Source organism: Streptomyces sp. NPDC048417 (assembly GCF_040651615.1).
GTDB lineage: Bacteria > Actinomycetota > Actinomycetes > Streptomycetales > Streptomycetaceae > Streptomyces.
The window spans coordinates 1-15,475 of record NZ_JBEZKI010000045.1; the positions used below are offsets into that span (position 1 = coordinate 1).

At 70.3% G+C, this 15,475-nt stretch carries 5 protein-coding genes; all 5 read left to right on the top strand.

Annotation, left to right across the window (positions count from 1 at the left end):
* Positions 1 to 193 precede the first annotated feature (193 nt).
* The 5 genes from AB0D59_RS45645 (at position 194) to AB0D59_RS45665 (ending at position 15,263) form a co-directional block, all read left to right on the top strand.
* Entirely contained in the window at positions 194 to 1,993 is a 1,800-nt protein-coding gene (locus AB0D59_RS45645; protein WP_362577608.1) for an NAD(P)/FAD-dependent oxidoreductase, read from the top strand.
* Between the two features lie 257 nt (positions 1,994 to 2,250).
* Positions 2,251 to 8,874 carry an amino acid adenylation domain-containing protein gene (locus tag AB0D59_RS45650; protein WP_362577609.1) on the top strand — a complete coding sequence of 2,208 codons (6,624 nt, stop codon included), beginning with the start codon at positions 2,251 to 2,253 and terminating at the stop codon, positions 8,872 to 8,874.
* Positions 8,875 to 9,048: 174 nt separating this feature from the next.
* Positions 9,049 to 10,356 (top strand): MFS transporter, encoded by a 1,308-nt coding sequence (locus AB0D59_RS45655; RefSeq protein WP_362577611.1) that lies wholly within the window; start codon positions 9,049 to 9,051, stop codon positions 10,354 to 10,356.
* Between the two features lie 19 nt (positions 10,357 to 10,375).
* Positions 10,376 to 14,161: an amino acid adenylation domain-containing protein gene (locus tag AB0D59_RS45660; protein ID WP_362577613.1), complete on the top strand. Its 3,786-nt coding sequence runs from the start codon at positions 10,376 to 10,378 to the stop codon at positions 14,159 to 14,161.
* 46 nt (positions 14,162 to 14,207) lie between these two features.
* Positions 14,208 to 15,263, top strand: a complete 1,056-nt coding sequence (locus AB0D59_RS45665; RefSeq protein WP_362577614.1) for a TauD/TfdA family dioxygenase — start codon at positions 14,208 to 14,210, stop codon at positions 15,261 to 15,263.
* Positions 15,264 to 15,475 lie beyond the last annotated feature (212 nt).

Consider the following 15,475-nt stretch of genomic DNA (forward strand, 5'->3'; position numbering starts at 1 on the left):
CCCCGTCCCACCGGAGCTCCGCCCTGCGCCGCGCGCCCCCCGCCGGCCGCCCCCCACCTCGACCCGAACCGCCGCCGGCGGTGGGTCTGTCTCGCCGGCGAGACAGACCCACGGGCCTCGTCGAGTACCGACCACGGCACATTCCAGGTGCTGGCCGGGCGGCCGGAGAAATGCATTCGGAGGAGAGACTTTTATGTCCAGGCACAAGGTGTCGGAGCATTTCGCGAAAAACGCCGCCGAGCGGGCCAAGAGACTGCGGCCGGACGGCATCGACCAATACCTGACCCTCAGTGGCGGGTTCGCGCACATGAACGAGGACCCCTTCACCGATCGCATAGAGCGCGAGCCGTACCGCGACCACGTCACGGTCGCCGTCATCGGCGGGGGGTTCGCCGGCCTGATGACGGGCGCCCACCTGAAGGAGACGGGGGTCGCCGATGTCAGGATCGTGGACACCGGCGGCGACTTCGGTGGAACCTGGTACTGGAACAGGTACCCGGGCGCCCAGTGCGACATCGCGTCCATGATCTACCTGCCGTTGCTGGAGGAGACCGGCTACGCGCCCACCGAGTGGTACGTGCGCGGCCCGGAGATCCTGGAGCACTGCCAACGCATCGGCAAGCAGTACGGGTTGTACGAGAACGCGCTCTTCCACACCAGGGTCACCGGCTTGGACTGGGACGACTCCGCCCGGCTGTGGACGGTGCGGACCGACCGCGGTGACGAGTTCACCGCCCAGTTCGTGATCATGGGGCTCGGCCACCTGTCCGTGCCGAAGCTCCCCGGCATCCCGGGTATCGAGACCTTCGCGGGCCACACCTTCCACGCGAGCCGATGGGACTACGCCTACACCGGCGACCCGGTCGGCGGACCGCTGGGCAACCTGCGGGACAAACGGGTGGCGATCATCGGCACCGGCGCCACCGCGGTGCAGTGCGTCCCTCACCTGGCCACCGCATGCCGGGAACTGTTCGTTTTCCAGCGCACGCCTTCCGTCATCGAGGTCCGCAACAACCGGCCGATCGACCCGGAGTGGTTCGCGCAGATAGCCACGCCTGGATGGCAGCAGCGCTGGCTGGACAACTACGCGGCCAACATGACGTCGGCCGAGCAGCCGGCCGAGGATCTGATCAACGACGGCTGGACCGCCATGGCCCGGATGTGGCGCAACGCCGGAGAGGGCTCGCAGCCGGACTCGGACACGTCCGAGGAGATTCGCGGTGAGTATTACGCGGACATGGAGAAGATGGGCCAGCTCCACGCCCGGGTGGAGGAGACGGTCAAGGACGCACGGACCGCGGAACTCCTCAAGCCCTGGTACTGGCTTCCGTGCAAGCGCATGACCTTCCACGACGAGTATCTGAACGCCTACAACGAGCCGACGGTCCGTCTCGTCGACACGGACGGCAAGGGGGTCGAGCGGATCACGCCGCGAGGTGTCGTGGTGGACGGCACCGAGTACGAGGTGGACTGCATCATCTACGCGTCGGGGTTCGAGGTCGGCACCGCGCCCACCCGGCGCGCCGGATTCGACCCCGTCGGCAGGGACGGCAGGCGACTGTCGGAGCACTGGACCGACGGCATGCGCACGATGCACGGACTCCATGTGCACGGGTTCCCGAACGCGTTCCTCGTTCAGTCGCTCACGGGCGGGACGCGGTTCTCCAACCTCTCGCACAACCTGTCCGAGGCGGCCAAGACCGTCGCCGCCGTCGTCGCGCACGCGGTCACCACGGGGGCCGACGTCGTCGAACTCACCCGGCAGGCGGAGGACGCCTGGATGAGCAACGTGGGAGTCGATCCGGAGTGGCGCACGTTCCTGGGCGCGGAATGCACCCCCGGCTACTCCAACAACGAGGGAATGGATCTCGGTCCGCATTCCCTTTGGGACGAATACGAGTTCCCCGATGGCCTGGGCTTCTTCCGGCACCTTCAGGAATGGCGGGGCAGCGGGGAGTTCGACGGCCTGGAATTCCACCGTTCGGACAGGTGAAGCCGCTCGCCCGTCTCGCCGGCGAGACAGTCCTCCCGGGCTCCGTCGAGTGAAGCCCGGGACTTATTCACCCTGGCGAGTGCCGCCTGCTAGCCTCGCGAAGTCGATACAACTCCGTTTTCCCTTTGCCAATTAATTCTGCCGACATAACGGCTCCCGATCCCGCTGCGGCCCGACGCCTGGCCGGTGATTTCGGCGCCTGAGCCATCGGATGCGGATCGCGACTGGTAGCGGTCGGAAACAGCGAGGTAGCCTGCATGATTCCGTTGTCGTTTGCGCAGCAGCGGTTGTGGATCATCGGTCAGTTGGCGGGGCCGAGCGCGGCGTACAACATGCCGTTGGTGCTGCGTCTGTCCGGGGCGTTGGACCGGCAGGCGCTGGCGGCGGCGCTGGGTGACGTGGTGGGCCGGCACGAGAGCCTGCGGACCGTCTTCCCGGTCGTCGACGGCGAACCCGTCCAGCAGATCGTGCCCGCCGACGCGGTCACCCTGCCGCTGACATGGACGGACACCGACGACGAGCAGGTGACCGACCTCGCGGTCCAGGCCGCCGGATACGTCTTCGACCTCGCCACCGAAATCCCGCTGCGTGCACACGCCTTCCGCACCGGGCCGGACGAACACGTCCTGGTGCTGTTGGTGCACCACATCGCCTGCGACGGCTGGTCGGTCGGGCCCCTGGGCAACGACCTCGCCACCGCCTACGCGGCGCGGACCGCCGGCACGGCCCCGGCCTGGACCGAACTCCCGGTCCAGTACGCCGACTACACCCTGTGGCAGCGCGACCTGCTCGGCTCCGAGAACGACCCCACCAGCGCCGTCGCCCGCCAGTCCGCCTTCTGGCGCGACGCACTGGCCGGACTCCCCGTCGAACTGGACCTGCCCTTCGACCGGCCACGCCCCGCGACGGCCGCCCAGCACGGCGCCCAGGTACCGCTCACCGTCGACGCGGACGTCCACACCCGCATCACGGAGCTGGCCCGACAGACCGGCGTGACACCGTTCATGGTCGTCCAGGCCGCCCTGGCCGTCCTGCTGTCCCGACTCGGAGGCGGCACCGACATCCCGCTCGGCACACCGGTCGCCGGACGCAGCGAAGAAGCCCTGCACGACCTGATCGGTTTCTTCCTCAACACCCTGGTCCTGCGCACCGACGTCTCCGGCGATCCCACCTTCACTCAACTCCTGACCCGGGTGAGGGAAGCAGACCTCGCCGCCTTCGAGAACCAGGACCTCCCCTTCGAACGCCTCGTGGAGATCATCACTCCACCACGGACCGCGGCACGCCACCCCCTCTTCCAGGTCATGCTGTCCTTCGACACCAACACCGAAGCCGCCTTCGACCTCCCCGGACTCAAGACCAGCGAATTCGAGATCCCCGGACACGAAACAGCCAAATTCGACCTCAACTTCGAGTTCGAGGAGCGGTTCGGTCCGGAGGGACAGCCGACCGGCATCAAGGGGATTCTCGAGTACGCCACCGACCTGTTCGACCACCACACGGTCCAGGCATTGGCCGAGCGGCTCGACCACCTGCTCGGAGAACTGACCTCCGACCCCGACCAGCCCATCGACCTGGCGGACCACCAGACGCAGACCCGCGGGTTCCGCAGCGAACTCGGCGAGGTCGAGGCGGTACTCGCGGGGTATCCCGGCATCGCCGAGGCCACGATCGTCGCCCGCGAGGACATCCCGGGCGACAAGCGTCTGGTCGGCTACGTGGTGCCCGGCCCCGGCCTCGACCCGGAAGTCACCGTACGGCTGCCCGCGATCCTGCGCGAGCACGCTGCCGGGCTGCTGCCCGCGCACGTGGTGCCGGCCGCGGTCGTGGTCCTGGACCGGCTGCCGCTGACGGATCACGGGAAACCGGACCACGAGGCCCTGCCCGCACCGGACCACGCCGTCGTGGCCGCCCGCCGTGCTCCGACGACCGTCCAGGAAGAGATCCTGTGCGCCGCGTTCGCCAAGGTGCTGAACCTGGAGCTGTCCACCGTCGGCATCGACGACAACTTCTTCCTTCTCGGCGGCCACTCCCTGCTCGCGACCCGGCTGGTCGCCCGCATCCGCGCCCTGCTCGGGGTCGAACTCGGCATCCGTACGCTGTTCGAAGCCCCCAACATCGCCGCCCTGGCCAAGGCGCTGGCCGGGGCGGGCCCCTCGCGTCCGGCGCTGGTGACCGCGGATCGTCCGGAGCCGCTGCCGTTGTCGTCCGCGCAGCAGCGGTTGTGGTTCCTGCACGAGTTGGAGGGACCGAGCGCCACCTACAACATCCCGGCGGTCATCAGGCTTTCCGGTGCGATCGACGCCGGTGCGCTGGACGCGGCGTTGCGGGATGTCCTCGAGCGCCACGAGGTGCTGCGCACGCTCTTCCCGTCGGTCGAGGGACGGCCGTACCAGCGAGTGGTGCCGGTCGAGGAGCTCGGCGAGGTGCTCACCGTGGTACCGGCCGCCCTGGTCGGGCCGTCCGGCCTGACCGCGTCGATCAGCGGGGCAGAGGGCCACTGCTTCGACCTCTCGGCCGAAGTGCCGTTCCGGGCCTGGCTGTTCGAAGCCGGTGCGGACGAACACGTGCTGGTGCTGCTCGTGCACCACATCGCCGGTGACGGCTGGTCGCTGGTACCGCTGGCCCGGGACCTCTCGGTGGCGTACACAGCGCGCCTGGCCGACCAGGAACCCGGATGGGCTCCGCTACCGGTCCAGTACGCGGACTACACGCTCTGGCAGCGTGAACTGCTCGGCGAGGCGCAGGACCCCGAGAGCCTGCTGAGCGAGCAACTGGCCTACTGGCGCCGCGCGCTGTCCGACATACCGGAGGAACTGCCGCTGCCCGTCGACCGTGCCCGCCCCGCGGTGGCCACGCATCAGGGCGGGAGCGTGACGCTGGAGATCCCCGCGCTGCTGCACGCCCGGGTCGCCGAACTGGCCCGGGACGAAGGCGCGACGGTCTTCATGGTGCTCCAGGCCACGTTGGCCGTGCTGCTCTCCCGGCTCGGCGCCGGCCAGGACATCGTGATCGGAACCCCGACGGCCGGGCGCACCGACACCGCGCTCGACGACCTCGTCGGGTTCTTCGTCAACACCCTCGTCCTGCGCACGGACGTGTCCGGCGGTCCGTCCTTCGGCGAACTGCTCGCCCGGGTGCGGGAGCAGGCGCTCGACGCGTTGGCGCACCAGGACGTACCGTTCGAGCGCCTGGTCGAGGAGCTGGCCCCGGCCCGCTCCATGGCCCGCCATCCGCTGTTCCAGGTCACGCTCGCGCTCCAGAACAACGCCGATCCCGTGCTCCAACTGCCCGGCCTGCGCACGAGCGTCCTGCCCGACGCGGACACCCCGGCGAAGTTCGACCTCTCCTTCGACCTGTGCGAACGCTTCGACGAGCGCGGCCGGCCCGCCGGAATGACCGGCGAGATCTTCTACGCCGTCGACCTGTTCGACCATGCAAGCATCGAGCAGCTCGCCGAACGCTTCACCCGTGTCCTCGACACCCTGGCCACCGGCCCGGACCAGCGGGTCGACCAGGTCCCGGTGCTCTCGGCCGCGGAGCAGGAGAAGGTGCTGCACACCTGGAACGACACCTCCCGCTCCGTCCCGCCCACGACCCTGCCGGCGCTCTTCCAGGACCAGGCCGCCCGCACCCCCGAGGCCACCGCGGTCGTCTTCGACGGCACCACCTTGACCTACGGCGAGCTCAACACCCGCGCCAACCGGCTCGCGCACCACCTGATCGAGCACGGGGTCGGCCCCGAGGACATCGTGGGCATGGCACTGCCACGGTCGATCGACCTCGTCGTGGCGATGCTCGGCGTACTCAAGGCGGGCGCGGCGTATCTCCCGATCGACACCGAATACCCGCAGGAACGGGTCCGGTTCATGATCGAGGACGCGAAGCCGTCGTACGTGGTGACGCTCCAGGCCACCGCGGCATGGCTGCCGGCCGACGCACCCCTTCTGGTCCTGGACGACGCTGCCACCCAGGAAGAGCTGACCGCACACCCGGCCTGGAGTCACGACCCGACCGATGTCGAGCGCACCGGCCCGCTGACCCCCGCCCATCCTGCCTACGTCATCTACACCTCCGGCTCCACCGGAACTCCCAAGGGCGTGGCGGTACCGCACCACAGCATCACCAACTTCATCACCGTTCACCGTGAGTCGGTCTTCGCCTGCGCCGCCGATCTGTCGGACAGTCGCCCGCTGCGGGTCGCGCTGACCACCTCCATATCCTTCGACGCGGTGTGGGACCAGCTGTCGTGCCTGCTGGAGGGGCACGAGCTGCATGTCGTGAGCACGGAGGTGCTCTCCGACATCGGCCTCCTCGCGACCTGGCTGGACGCACACGACGTCGACTTCCTGGAGCTGACCCCCACGCACATGGCCGCCGCTGTGTCGGAAGGCCTGTTCGACAACGGCCGCCGTACTCCGGCACTGCTCGTGGTCGGTGGCGAGGCCGTGCCCGACTCGCTCTGGGAGTGGCTCGGATCGCTGGGTGAGGGCACCCGCAGCTTCAGCTTCTACGGGCCCACGGAGTGCACGGTCTACCAGGTCTTCGCCGAGCCGCGATCCACACCGCGGCCGATACTCGGCGGACCCACCTTCAACATGCGGGTGTTCGTGCTCGACGACGGCCTGGAACCGGTGGCCCCCGGTGTGACGGGCGAGTTGTACGTGACGGGTGCCGGTCTGGCGCGTGGCTACCTGAACCGTCCCGCACTGACCGCGGAGCGGTTCGTGGCGTGCCCGTTCGGTTCGCCCGGCGAGCGGATGTACCGGACCGGGGACCTGGCGCGGTGGCGGGCGGACGGGACCCTCGAGTTCGTCGGGCGGGCCGACGACCAGGTGAAGATCCGGGGGTTCCGGATCGAGACCGGGGAGGTCGAGGCGGTGCTGGCCCGGTATCCCGGTATCGCCCGGGCCGTGGCGGTGGTCCGCGAGGAGATCCCTGGTGACCAGCGTCTGGTCGGTTATGTGGTACCCGCCCCGGGTCAATCCCCGGAACAGATCACGCAGTTGCCCGGCCTGTTGCGCCGGCATGCCGCGGGGCCGCTTCCGGATTACATGGTGCCGGCCGCGGTCGTGGTCCTGGACCGGCTGCCGTTGACCGCCAACGGCAAGCTGGACCGCAAGGCCCTGCCCGTCCCGGACTACGCGGTCGCCTCGACTCACCGCGCTCCGACGACCGTGCGGGAGGAGATGCTGTGTGCGGCGTTCGCCGAGGTGCTGGGTCTGCCCGGTGTCGGCGTCGACGACCACTTCTTCGAACTCGGCGGCCACTCCCTTCTCGCGACCCGGCTGGTCGCCCGCATCCGCGCCCTGCTCGGGATGGAGATCACCATCCGCGCGCTGTTCGATGCCCCCACTGTCGCCGCCCTGGCCGGTGCGCTGGTCGAGGCGGGACCCTCCCGTCCGGCGCTGGTGGCCGGGGTTCGTCCGGAGTCGCTGCCGTTGTCGTTCGCGCAGCAGCGGTTGTGGATCATCGGTCAGCTGGCGGGGCCGAGCGCGGCGTACAACATGCCGTTGGTGCTGCGTCTGTCCGGGGCGTTGGACCGGCAGGCGCTGGCGGCGGCGCTGGGTGACGTGGTGGGCCGGCACGAGAGCCTGCGGACCGTCTTCCCGGTCGTCGACGGCGAACCCGTCCAGCAGATCGTGCCCGCCGACGCGGTCACCCTGCCGCTGACATGGACGGACACCGACGACGAGCAGGTGACCGACCTGGTGGTCCAGGCCGCCGGACATGTCTTCGACCTCGCCACCGAAATCCCGCTACGGGCACAGGTCTTCAGCACCGGGCCGGACGAACACGTCCTGGTGCTGCTGGTCCACCACATCGCCTGCGACGGCTGGTCGGTCGGGCCCCTGGGCAACGACCTCGCCACCGCCTACACCGCACGGCTCGCCGGCACCACCCCGGCCTGGACCGAACTCCCGGTCCAGTACGCCGACTACACCCTGTGGCAGCGCGACCTGCTCGGCTCCGAGAACGACCCCACCAGCGCCGTCGCCCGCCAGTCCGCCTTCTGGCGCGACGCACTGGCCGCACTGCCGGTGGAACTCAACCTGCCCTTCGACCGGCCGCGCCCCGCCACCCCCGCCCGGCACGGCGCCCGGGTCCCCGTCACCATCGACGCCGAAGTCCACACCCGTGTCACGGAGTTGGCCAGGCGGACGGGCGTGACCCCGTTCATGGTGGTCCAGGCCGCCCTCGCCGTCCTGCTGTCCCGGCTCACCGGCGACACCGACATCCCGCTCGGCACGCCCGTCGCCGGACGCACCGAGGAAGTCCTCCACGACCTGGTCGGCTTCTTCCTCAACACCCTCGTCCTGCGCACCGACGTCTCCGGTGACCCCACCTTCACCGAACTCCTCACCCGGGTACGGGAGACAGACCTCGCCGCCTTCGAGAACCAGGACCTCCCCCTCGAACGCCTGGTGGAGATCATCGCTCCACCACGGACTGCGGCACGCCACCCCCTCTTCCAGGTCATGCTGTCCTTCGACACCAACGCCGAAGCCGCCTTCGACCTCCCCGAACTCGACGTCAGCGAGTTCGAGATCCCGGAACACGAATCCCCCAAGTTCGACCTGAACTTCCTGCTGCGGGGGTCGTACGAGCCGGACGGGCGGCCGACCGGCATCACGGGGATCGTCGCGTACGCCACCGACCTGTTCGACCACCACACGGTCCAGACCTGGGCCGAGCGGCTCAGCCTGCTGGTCGCGGAGCTGACCTCCGACCCCGACCAGCCCATCGGCAAGGTGGAAGTCCCGGAACCGGCTCAACGGAACGCGAACCCTGACCGGTCGGCGACCCGGCCGACGCTCGGCCCCGGCAGGCGGCGGGTGCTGGCCCGCCCCGGTCTCCCGCCGGAGCAGCCGCTCGGCTGAGCCGCACGTGACCGAGTGCCCGGGAGAAGTCCAGGCACGCCCCCCACACCGCCCGGCGCCTCCCCGATCACCCGTGCGGCGAATTCGACCCGATAGGAAGACTGTGATGGACCAACGCGCCGAGACCCTGCGTTCCCGACCGGGAGCCGAGATCCGTGAGGCGGTGTGGCGCTGATGAGCGAGGACACCGCGAGCGCCGGGAAGAAGCCGGCTTCGCTGTTCCGCCAGCGGAACTTCGCGCTGCTGTGGACAGGTCAGTCGGCCTCGATCCTCGGTTCCCAGATCACCTACGTCGCGATGCCGCTGACCGCGGTCCTGCTGCTCCACGCGACGCCGATGGAAGCCGGCGTGCTCGTCGCCCTCGAGACGCTGCCGTTCCTGCTCTTCGGCCTCTTCGTCGGCGTGATGCTGGACCGTAGGGCGCGCCGTTCCGTGATGATCGTCGCCGACGTCGTGCGCGCCGCGGCCCTCGCCTGGATCCCCGTCGCGCACGGGCTCGATGTGCTGAACATCGGTCAGCTTTTCGTCGTGGTCTTCGTCGTCGGCGTGATGACCGTGTTCTTCGACCTCGCGCACCAGTCCTACACACCCGGTCTGATCGGCCGGGACCGGCTCGGCGAGGCGAACGCGAAGCTGGAACTCTCGGACTCGATCGCGCAGGTCGTCGGGCCGGGCGCGGCGGGCCTGCTGATCAGCGCGCTCAGCGCACCGGTGGCGATCGCGGTGGACGCGGCGAGCTACGTCCTGTCCTTCTTCACGGTGGCGGGACTGCCGGCCGACGAGCGGCCGAAGCGTCAGCCCGGAGCGGCGACCCTCTCGGTCCGTGCCTCGATCCGTGAGGGATTCGCCGCGATCGTGCGGCACCCGCTGCTGCGCTGGTTCACCACGGCCGCGCTGATCATCAACCTGTTCTCCGGCGCCCTGATGTCGGTGTTCTTCCTCTATCTGCTCAGGGTGCTCGAAATGGGCTCGAAGCAGGTCGGCCTGATCGTCGCGGTCGGCAGCGTCGGTGCCCTGGCCGGCGTCCTCCTGGTCGGCCCACTGACCGCACGGTTCGGCGTCGGCCCGACACTGATTCTGACGATGGCGCTGCCCGGGCTGGGATATCTCGTCCTCGCGGCCGTACACGGCCACTCACTGGCGGCGATCGCCGTCGTCGCGGTCGCCTCCTTCGTCGTCCAGTTCAGCGTTCCCGTCTTCAATGTGACGGTGATCAGCTTCCGGCAGGTCTCCACCCCGGACGAGCTGCTCGGGCGGGTGAACGCCACGGCCCGTACCTGCGCCTTGGGTGCGTACTCGCTCGGCTCGCTGCTCGGCGGTGCGCTCGCGTCCGGAACCGGGCTGCGGACGGCGGTGGTGGTGGCCGCGAGTGGGACGTTCCTGGCCTCACTGGCCCTGCTGTTCTCACCCGTGCGCGCGGTACGCCGCCTCGAGGCATCCCCCACCGATTCCGACTCGGCCCTCGCTCCGGAGCCCGCATGACCATTCAGGAGCAGACATCATGACGAACGTCGAGACCTGGCAGGAGGAGGGCTATCAGCTCTCCCCGCAACAGCTCGCCCGGTCGGGCGAGGCCCGGAGCACGGCGGTGCGCACCGTCCGCACCGCCAGACGGATACCGGTGCCGGACCTGGAGGCCCGGATCGCGACGGCGGTCGCGACGCACGAGAGCCTGCGTACGCGGTACACCGAGTTCGCGGGGCTGCCCACGCTCGTCCAGGTCGTGGATCCGGTGGGCCCGGTCGCGATCGAGCAGTCGGGAACGGATCGCACCGTGTTCCGTGCCGGCGCGCTGACCGTCGAGCACGAACTCGGTCCGGACGGCACGCGGCTGGTTCTCACCCTGCCGCGGCTGAGCGTCGACGACGCTTCCTGGACCCGGCTTGTCGGCCTGCTGCTGGAGGACGGGGTCGCCCAGGCCGGGCAGACGGTGCTGCAGTACGCCGATGTCGCCGCCTGGCTCGGCGAAGTGCTGGACGAGTCGGCGCAGCCGCCGGTGGCCGACGACGCGGCGCGGCAGTCGTCGAAGCCGTCCTCGGCGCCGCCCTTCCTCACCCCCGTCGGCCTCCGGGACGCGGCCGTCGAGCCGGTGAGCGCCTCGGCCGTCGTCGAGGGGCCGGCTCTGGAACGGCTGGACGAACTCACCGGACGGTGCGGCGTGAGCGAGGCGGCGGTGCTGCTGGCTCTCTGGCGCTCGCTGTACGGCCGGTACTGCCGCGACGCCGACGACCATGTGCTGGTGCTGGCCGACGGCCGGTCCACGGAAGGCCTGGAGAACGTGCTCGGCCTGTTGGAGCGTCCGGTACCGGTGCGGCTGGAGATCGGCGCGGACACCCCGGTCGCCGACGCGCTCCAGGCGTCGCAGGACGCGCTCCGCTCCGTAGCGGCGATCGAGAACCAGATCGACCCGGGGACCGCGGCCTCCGCACACCATGCGGCGGACGTCTGCCCGCTCTCGTACCGGCACCGCCTGGACCGGTGGGCCGAGGAACTCTCGGCCGGTGCGTCCGTCCACGAAGCACCTGGTGCGCTGCACCTCGACTGCGTGCGCGGGTCGCGGAGCCTGCGCCTGACCTTCGTCGGCGGCGCGGGCCGCGTCGCCCAGGCCGACTTGGACCTCGTCGCGGAGGCGTTCGGACATCAGCTGACCGATCTGCTGTCCGGTGGCACGGAGCACGCCGTCGGCGGCCTGCGCCTCACCGCGCCGAACGCGCCGAACGCCGAGGCCGGGCCCCGTGCGTCGTACGCCCCGGTGCTCGACCGCTTCCTCGCGCAGGCGGAGCGCACGCCCGCGCAGCCCGCGCTGCGCTGCGGCGAGACCGTCGTGTCCTACCGGGACGCGGCGCAGGGCGCGGACGCGGTGGCGCACCTGCTGCGCGAGCACGGCGTGCGGGCCGGGCAGCGGGTCGCGCTGTTCGTTCCCGCCTCGGCGGAAACGGTCGTCGCGATGCTCGGCGTCTGGCTCGCCGGCGCGGCGTTCGTCCCCCTCGACCCCACGTGGCCGCAGCAGCGGATCGAGACGATCCTGCGGGAGGCCGACCCCGCGCTGCTGCTCACCCCCGATCCGAAGGCCGATCACCAGGCCTCCGTCCGCATCGTGTGCACGGCCGACGCGGTCGTCGACCCGGGGCGCGCGGTGACTTCCGGCGCGGCGGCCGCGGGCGCCGCCTATGTGATCTTCACGTCGGGCACCTCGGGGCTTCCCAAGGGCGTCGTCATCGGGCACGAGCAGCTGTCGCACTACGCCTCGGCGATCGGCGAGACGCTCGCCCTGTCCGAGGGCGCCGAGTTCGCGGCGGTCTCCACCCTCGCCGCAGACCTGGCCTACACGGCGGTCTTCCCGACCCTGGCCGGCGGTGGCTGCGTCCAGCTCATCCCCACCGAGACCGCCACGAGCCCCGCGGCTCTCACCGAGTGGTTCCGGGGGAGCCCCGCGGCCGCGATGAAGCTGGTCCCCTCGCACCTCTCGGCGCTGCTGGCCGAGGCTGCCGATCCGCTCGCGCTTCTGCCGAGCGAGGTGCTCGTGCTCGGCGGCGAACTGCTGCCACGTCCGTTGTACGAGCGGCTGCGAGAGATCGCGCCGTCCTTGCGTTTGTACAACCACTACGGCCCGACCGAGTCGACGGTGGGCGCCGCGTGCCTCCCGCTGGACGCCTCGATCGATGAACGCTGTTCCTCGATCCCGGTGGGCTCCGGCCTCGGGGCGAACGTCCTGACGGTGGTCGACGCGGGGGGTGCCGCGCTGCCGCCCTGGTGCCCCGGTGAGGTGCTGATCAGCGGGCCCGGCGTGGGCCTCGGCTACCTCGCGCGGTTGCGCGAAGGCGGGTCGGGCTTCGGTACGGCGGACACCGCGGACGCCCACCGGACCGGTGACCTCGGCCGCCTGGTGCCCGGCAACGGCATCGAGATCCTCGGCCGGATCGACGACCAGGTGAAGCTGCGCGGATACCGCGTACAGCTCGGCGAGATCGAGACGCTGCTGGCGGATCGGCCCGGCGTCGGCGCCGCGGCGGTCGTGGCGCGCGCGGACGCCGACGGACTCGTCACGCACCTGGACGCCTACCTCACCGCCGCCGGGGGAGTGGACATCTCCGTCGAGGACGTGCGGGCAGCCATGGTTCTGCACCTCCCGGCCGCCCTCGTGCCGACCGGGTGGCAGGTGCTGGAGCGGTTCCCGCTGACCCGCAACGGCAAGCTCGACCGCCGCGGCCTCGCACCGATCGCGCCGCCGAAGGCCCGGGCCGGCCGGCCGCGCGACTCGGTGGAACAGCGTCTGCTGGCGATCTGGTCCTCGATCCTCGACCAGGACATCTCCTCCCCCGACGCGGACTTCTTCGAGTTCGGGGGACAGTCGCTGCGTGCGATCAAGCTCATGGCCCAGATCAACAACGCCTTCGGCCTGCGCCTGCCGATGTCCGCGGTGTTCAGCGCCCCGACCGTCGCGGCGATGGCGGAGCTGGTGCGCAGGAGCGACGTCCAGGACTCCAACCTGGTCCCGCTGCGCGCCGCCCGCGGACCGCATGAGCAGGCCCCGGTCTTCTGCGTCCACCCCGGCGGCGGCAACACGCTCAGCTACTGGGAGCTGGCCCGGCTGATACCGGCGGACCGGTCGGTCTACGGCATCGAGGCCTGGGGTCTGCACGGCAGGCCGCCGCAGGACGATTTCGCCGCCATGGCCGAGGAGTACGCGGCGAACATCGCGGCCGTCGGCGACGCCGCTCCCGTGATCATCGGCTGGTGCTTCGGCGGCATCATGGCCTACGCCACGGCCCAGGCGCTGCGCCGTTCCGGACGCGAGGTGGCGCAGCTGATCATCGTCAACTGCGGCGTCCCCGGTGACGCGGAGAGCGCCCTGGCGCGGCAGCCCGCCGACTATCTCCTGCGCCGCTTCGCCTTCCACTACCAGCTGGACCTGCCGGAGGGGCCGCTCGGTCATCTCGGTCATCAGGAACTGCTCAAGGCCCTGCAGGACGTCGGGCGGCTGCCTCCCGACTCCGGTGAGGCGGAGCTGCGGAGCCTGCTGGACGTCTACATGACCAACATGACCGCTCTGGACCGCTACTTCGTGCAGGAGCAGGCCGAACTCGGCCGAGCCGACTTCCCGGTGCTGCTGGTGCGCGCCGAGCCGGCCGACGTGCCGCAGGATCCGGACCGTACGTGGGGCTGGGGATCGGTGGTCGGGCCTGAGCTCGGCTTCGCCTCGGTGGCAACGACCCACCACGGCATCATGCGACAGCCCGCGGTGGAGGAACTCGCCGAGCTGATCCAACGGGAGATCGACGCATGACACAGAGCACGGCCGGGTTCACCGCCGAGGAAATGAGGACCAGGACATGAACGAAGCGACTTCCGGGACACCGGGACCGCGCTCCCTTCTGGGCGCGACTCGGCGGCAGGTGCGGACACCCGGCGGGGATTCGGTGAACATCGGCTTCCTGCCGGAGTCACCGACGACCCCCGTCCTCATCACGCCGGCCGGTCCCGGCGTCGACCTGCCCGGCTGGCTGCGCGCGAACCGGGAAGAACTCGAAGCACGGCTGCTGCGGCACGGCGCGGTCCTGCTCCGGGGGTTCCACGCCGGTTCGGTGGAGAAGTTCGAACAGGCCGCCTCGGCGATTTGCGGCACCCTCTTCCCTGAATACGGGGACCTTCCGCGAGAGGGCGAGTCGGCCCGCGTATACAAGTCGACGCCGTATCCGGAAGACCTCTCGATCCTGTTCCACAACGAGAGTTCGCATCTGCCGCAGTGGCCGATGCGGCAGTTCTTCTCGTGCATCGTGGCCCCGCGGTCCGGTGGTCAGACGCCGATCGTCGACTGCCGGACGGTTCTCACCCGGATGCGTCCGGAGCTGGCCGAGCTCTTCGCCACCAAGAAGCTCCGTTACGTCCGTAACTTCATCGAAGGCGTCGACGTCAGCTGGTCGCGCTTCTTCGGCACCGACGATCCCGCCGAGGTCGAGCGCAAGTGCGCCGCGGAGGGGACGAGCTTCGAGTGGACGCCGGACGGAGGCCTGCGGACCTCGCGTCAGGCCGAGGCGGTGCTGCGCCACCCGACGACCGGCGAGGCCGTGTTCTTCAACCAGCTGGCGCTGCACCACCCGTCGTCGCTGGACCCGGAAACGCGCTCGTCGCTGCTGGAGATCTGCGGCGATCAGGGGATGCCGCGCAACGTCTTCTGGGGCGACGGCACTGTCATCGACGACGCCCTGGTGGACGAGGTCCGCGACCTGATGGACCGGGAATCGGTCGCCTTCTCCTGGCAGGAGGGTGACGTCCTCGTCATCGACAACATGCTGGTCGCGCACTCACGCAGTCCCTTCACCGGGCCGCGGAAGATCGTGGTGGCGCTCGGCGACATGACCGGCGGGGCCGTGCCTGCCATGAGCTGAGCTCGGTTCGAGCATTAGGCGCAGACCACCTGGGTGGCGCGGCAGGCAGCAGTTCGCCGCGCCACCGTCGCCGCCTGCCCTCGTTCCGGCGGCGATCAGGAACAGCGATATCCCATGACGCCGACGCCGGTGTCTCGCCGGCGAGACACGCCCAATGCGAGGCCGATTATTCAGCTGCCGCAACGGTGACGGCTGGTTATCGCCACTGTTAC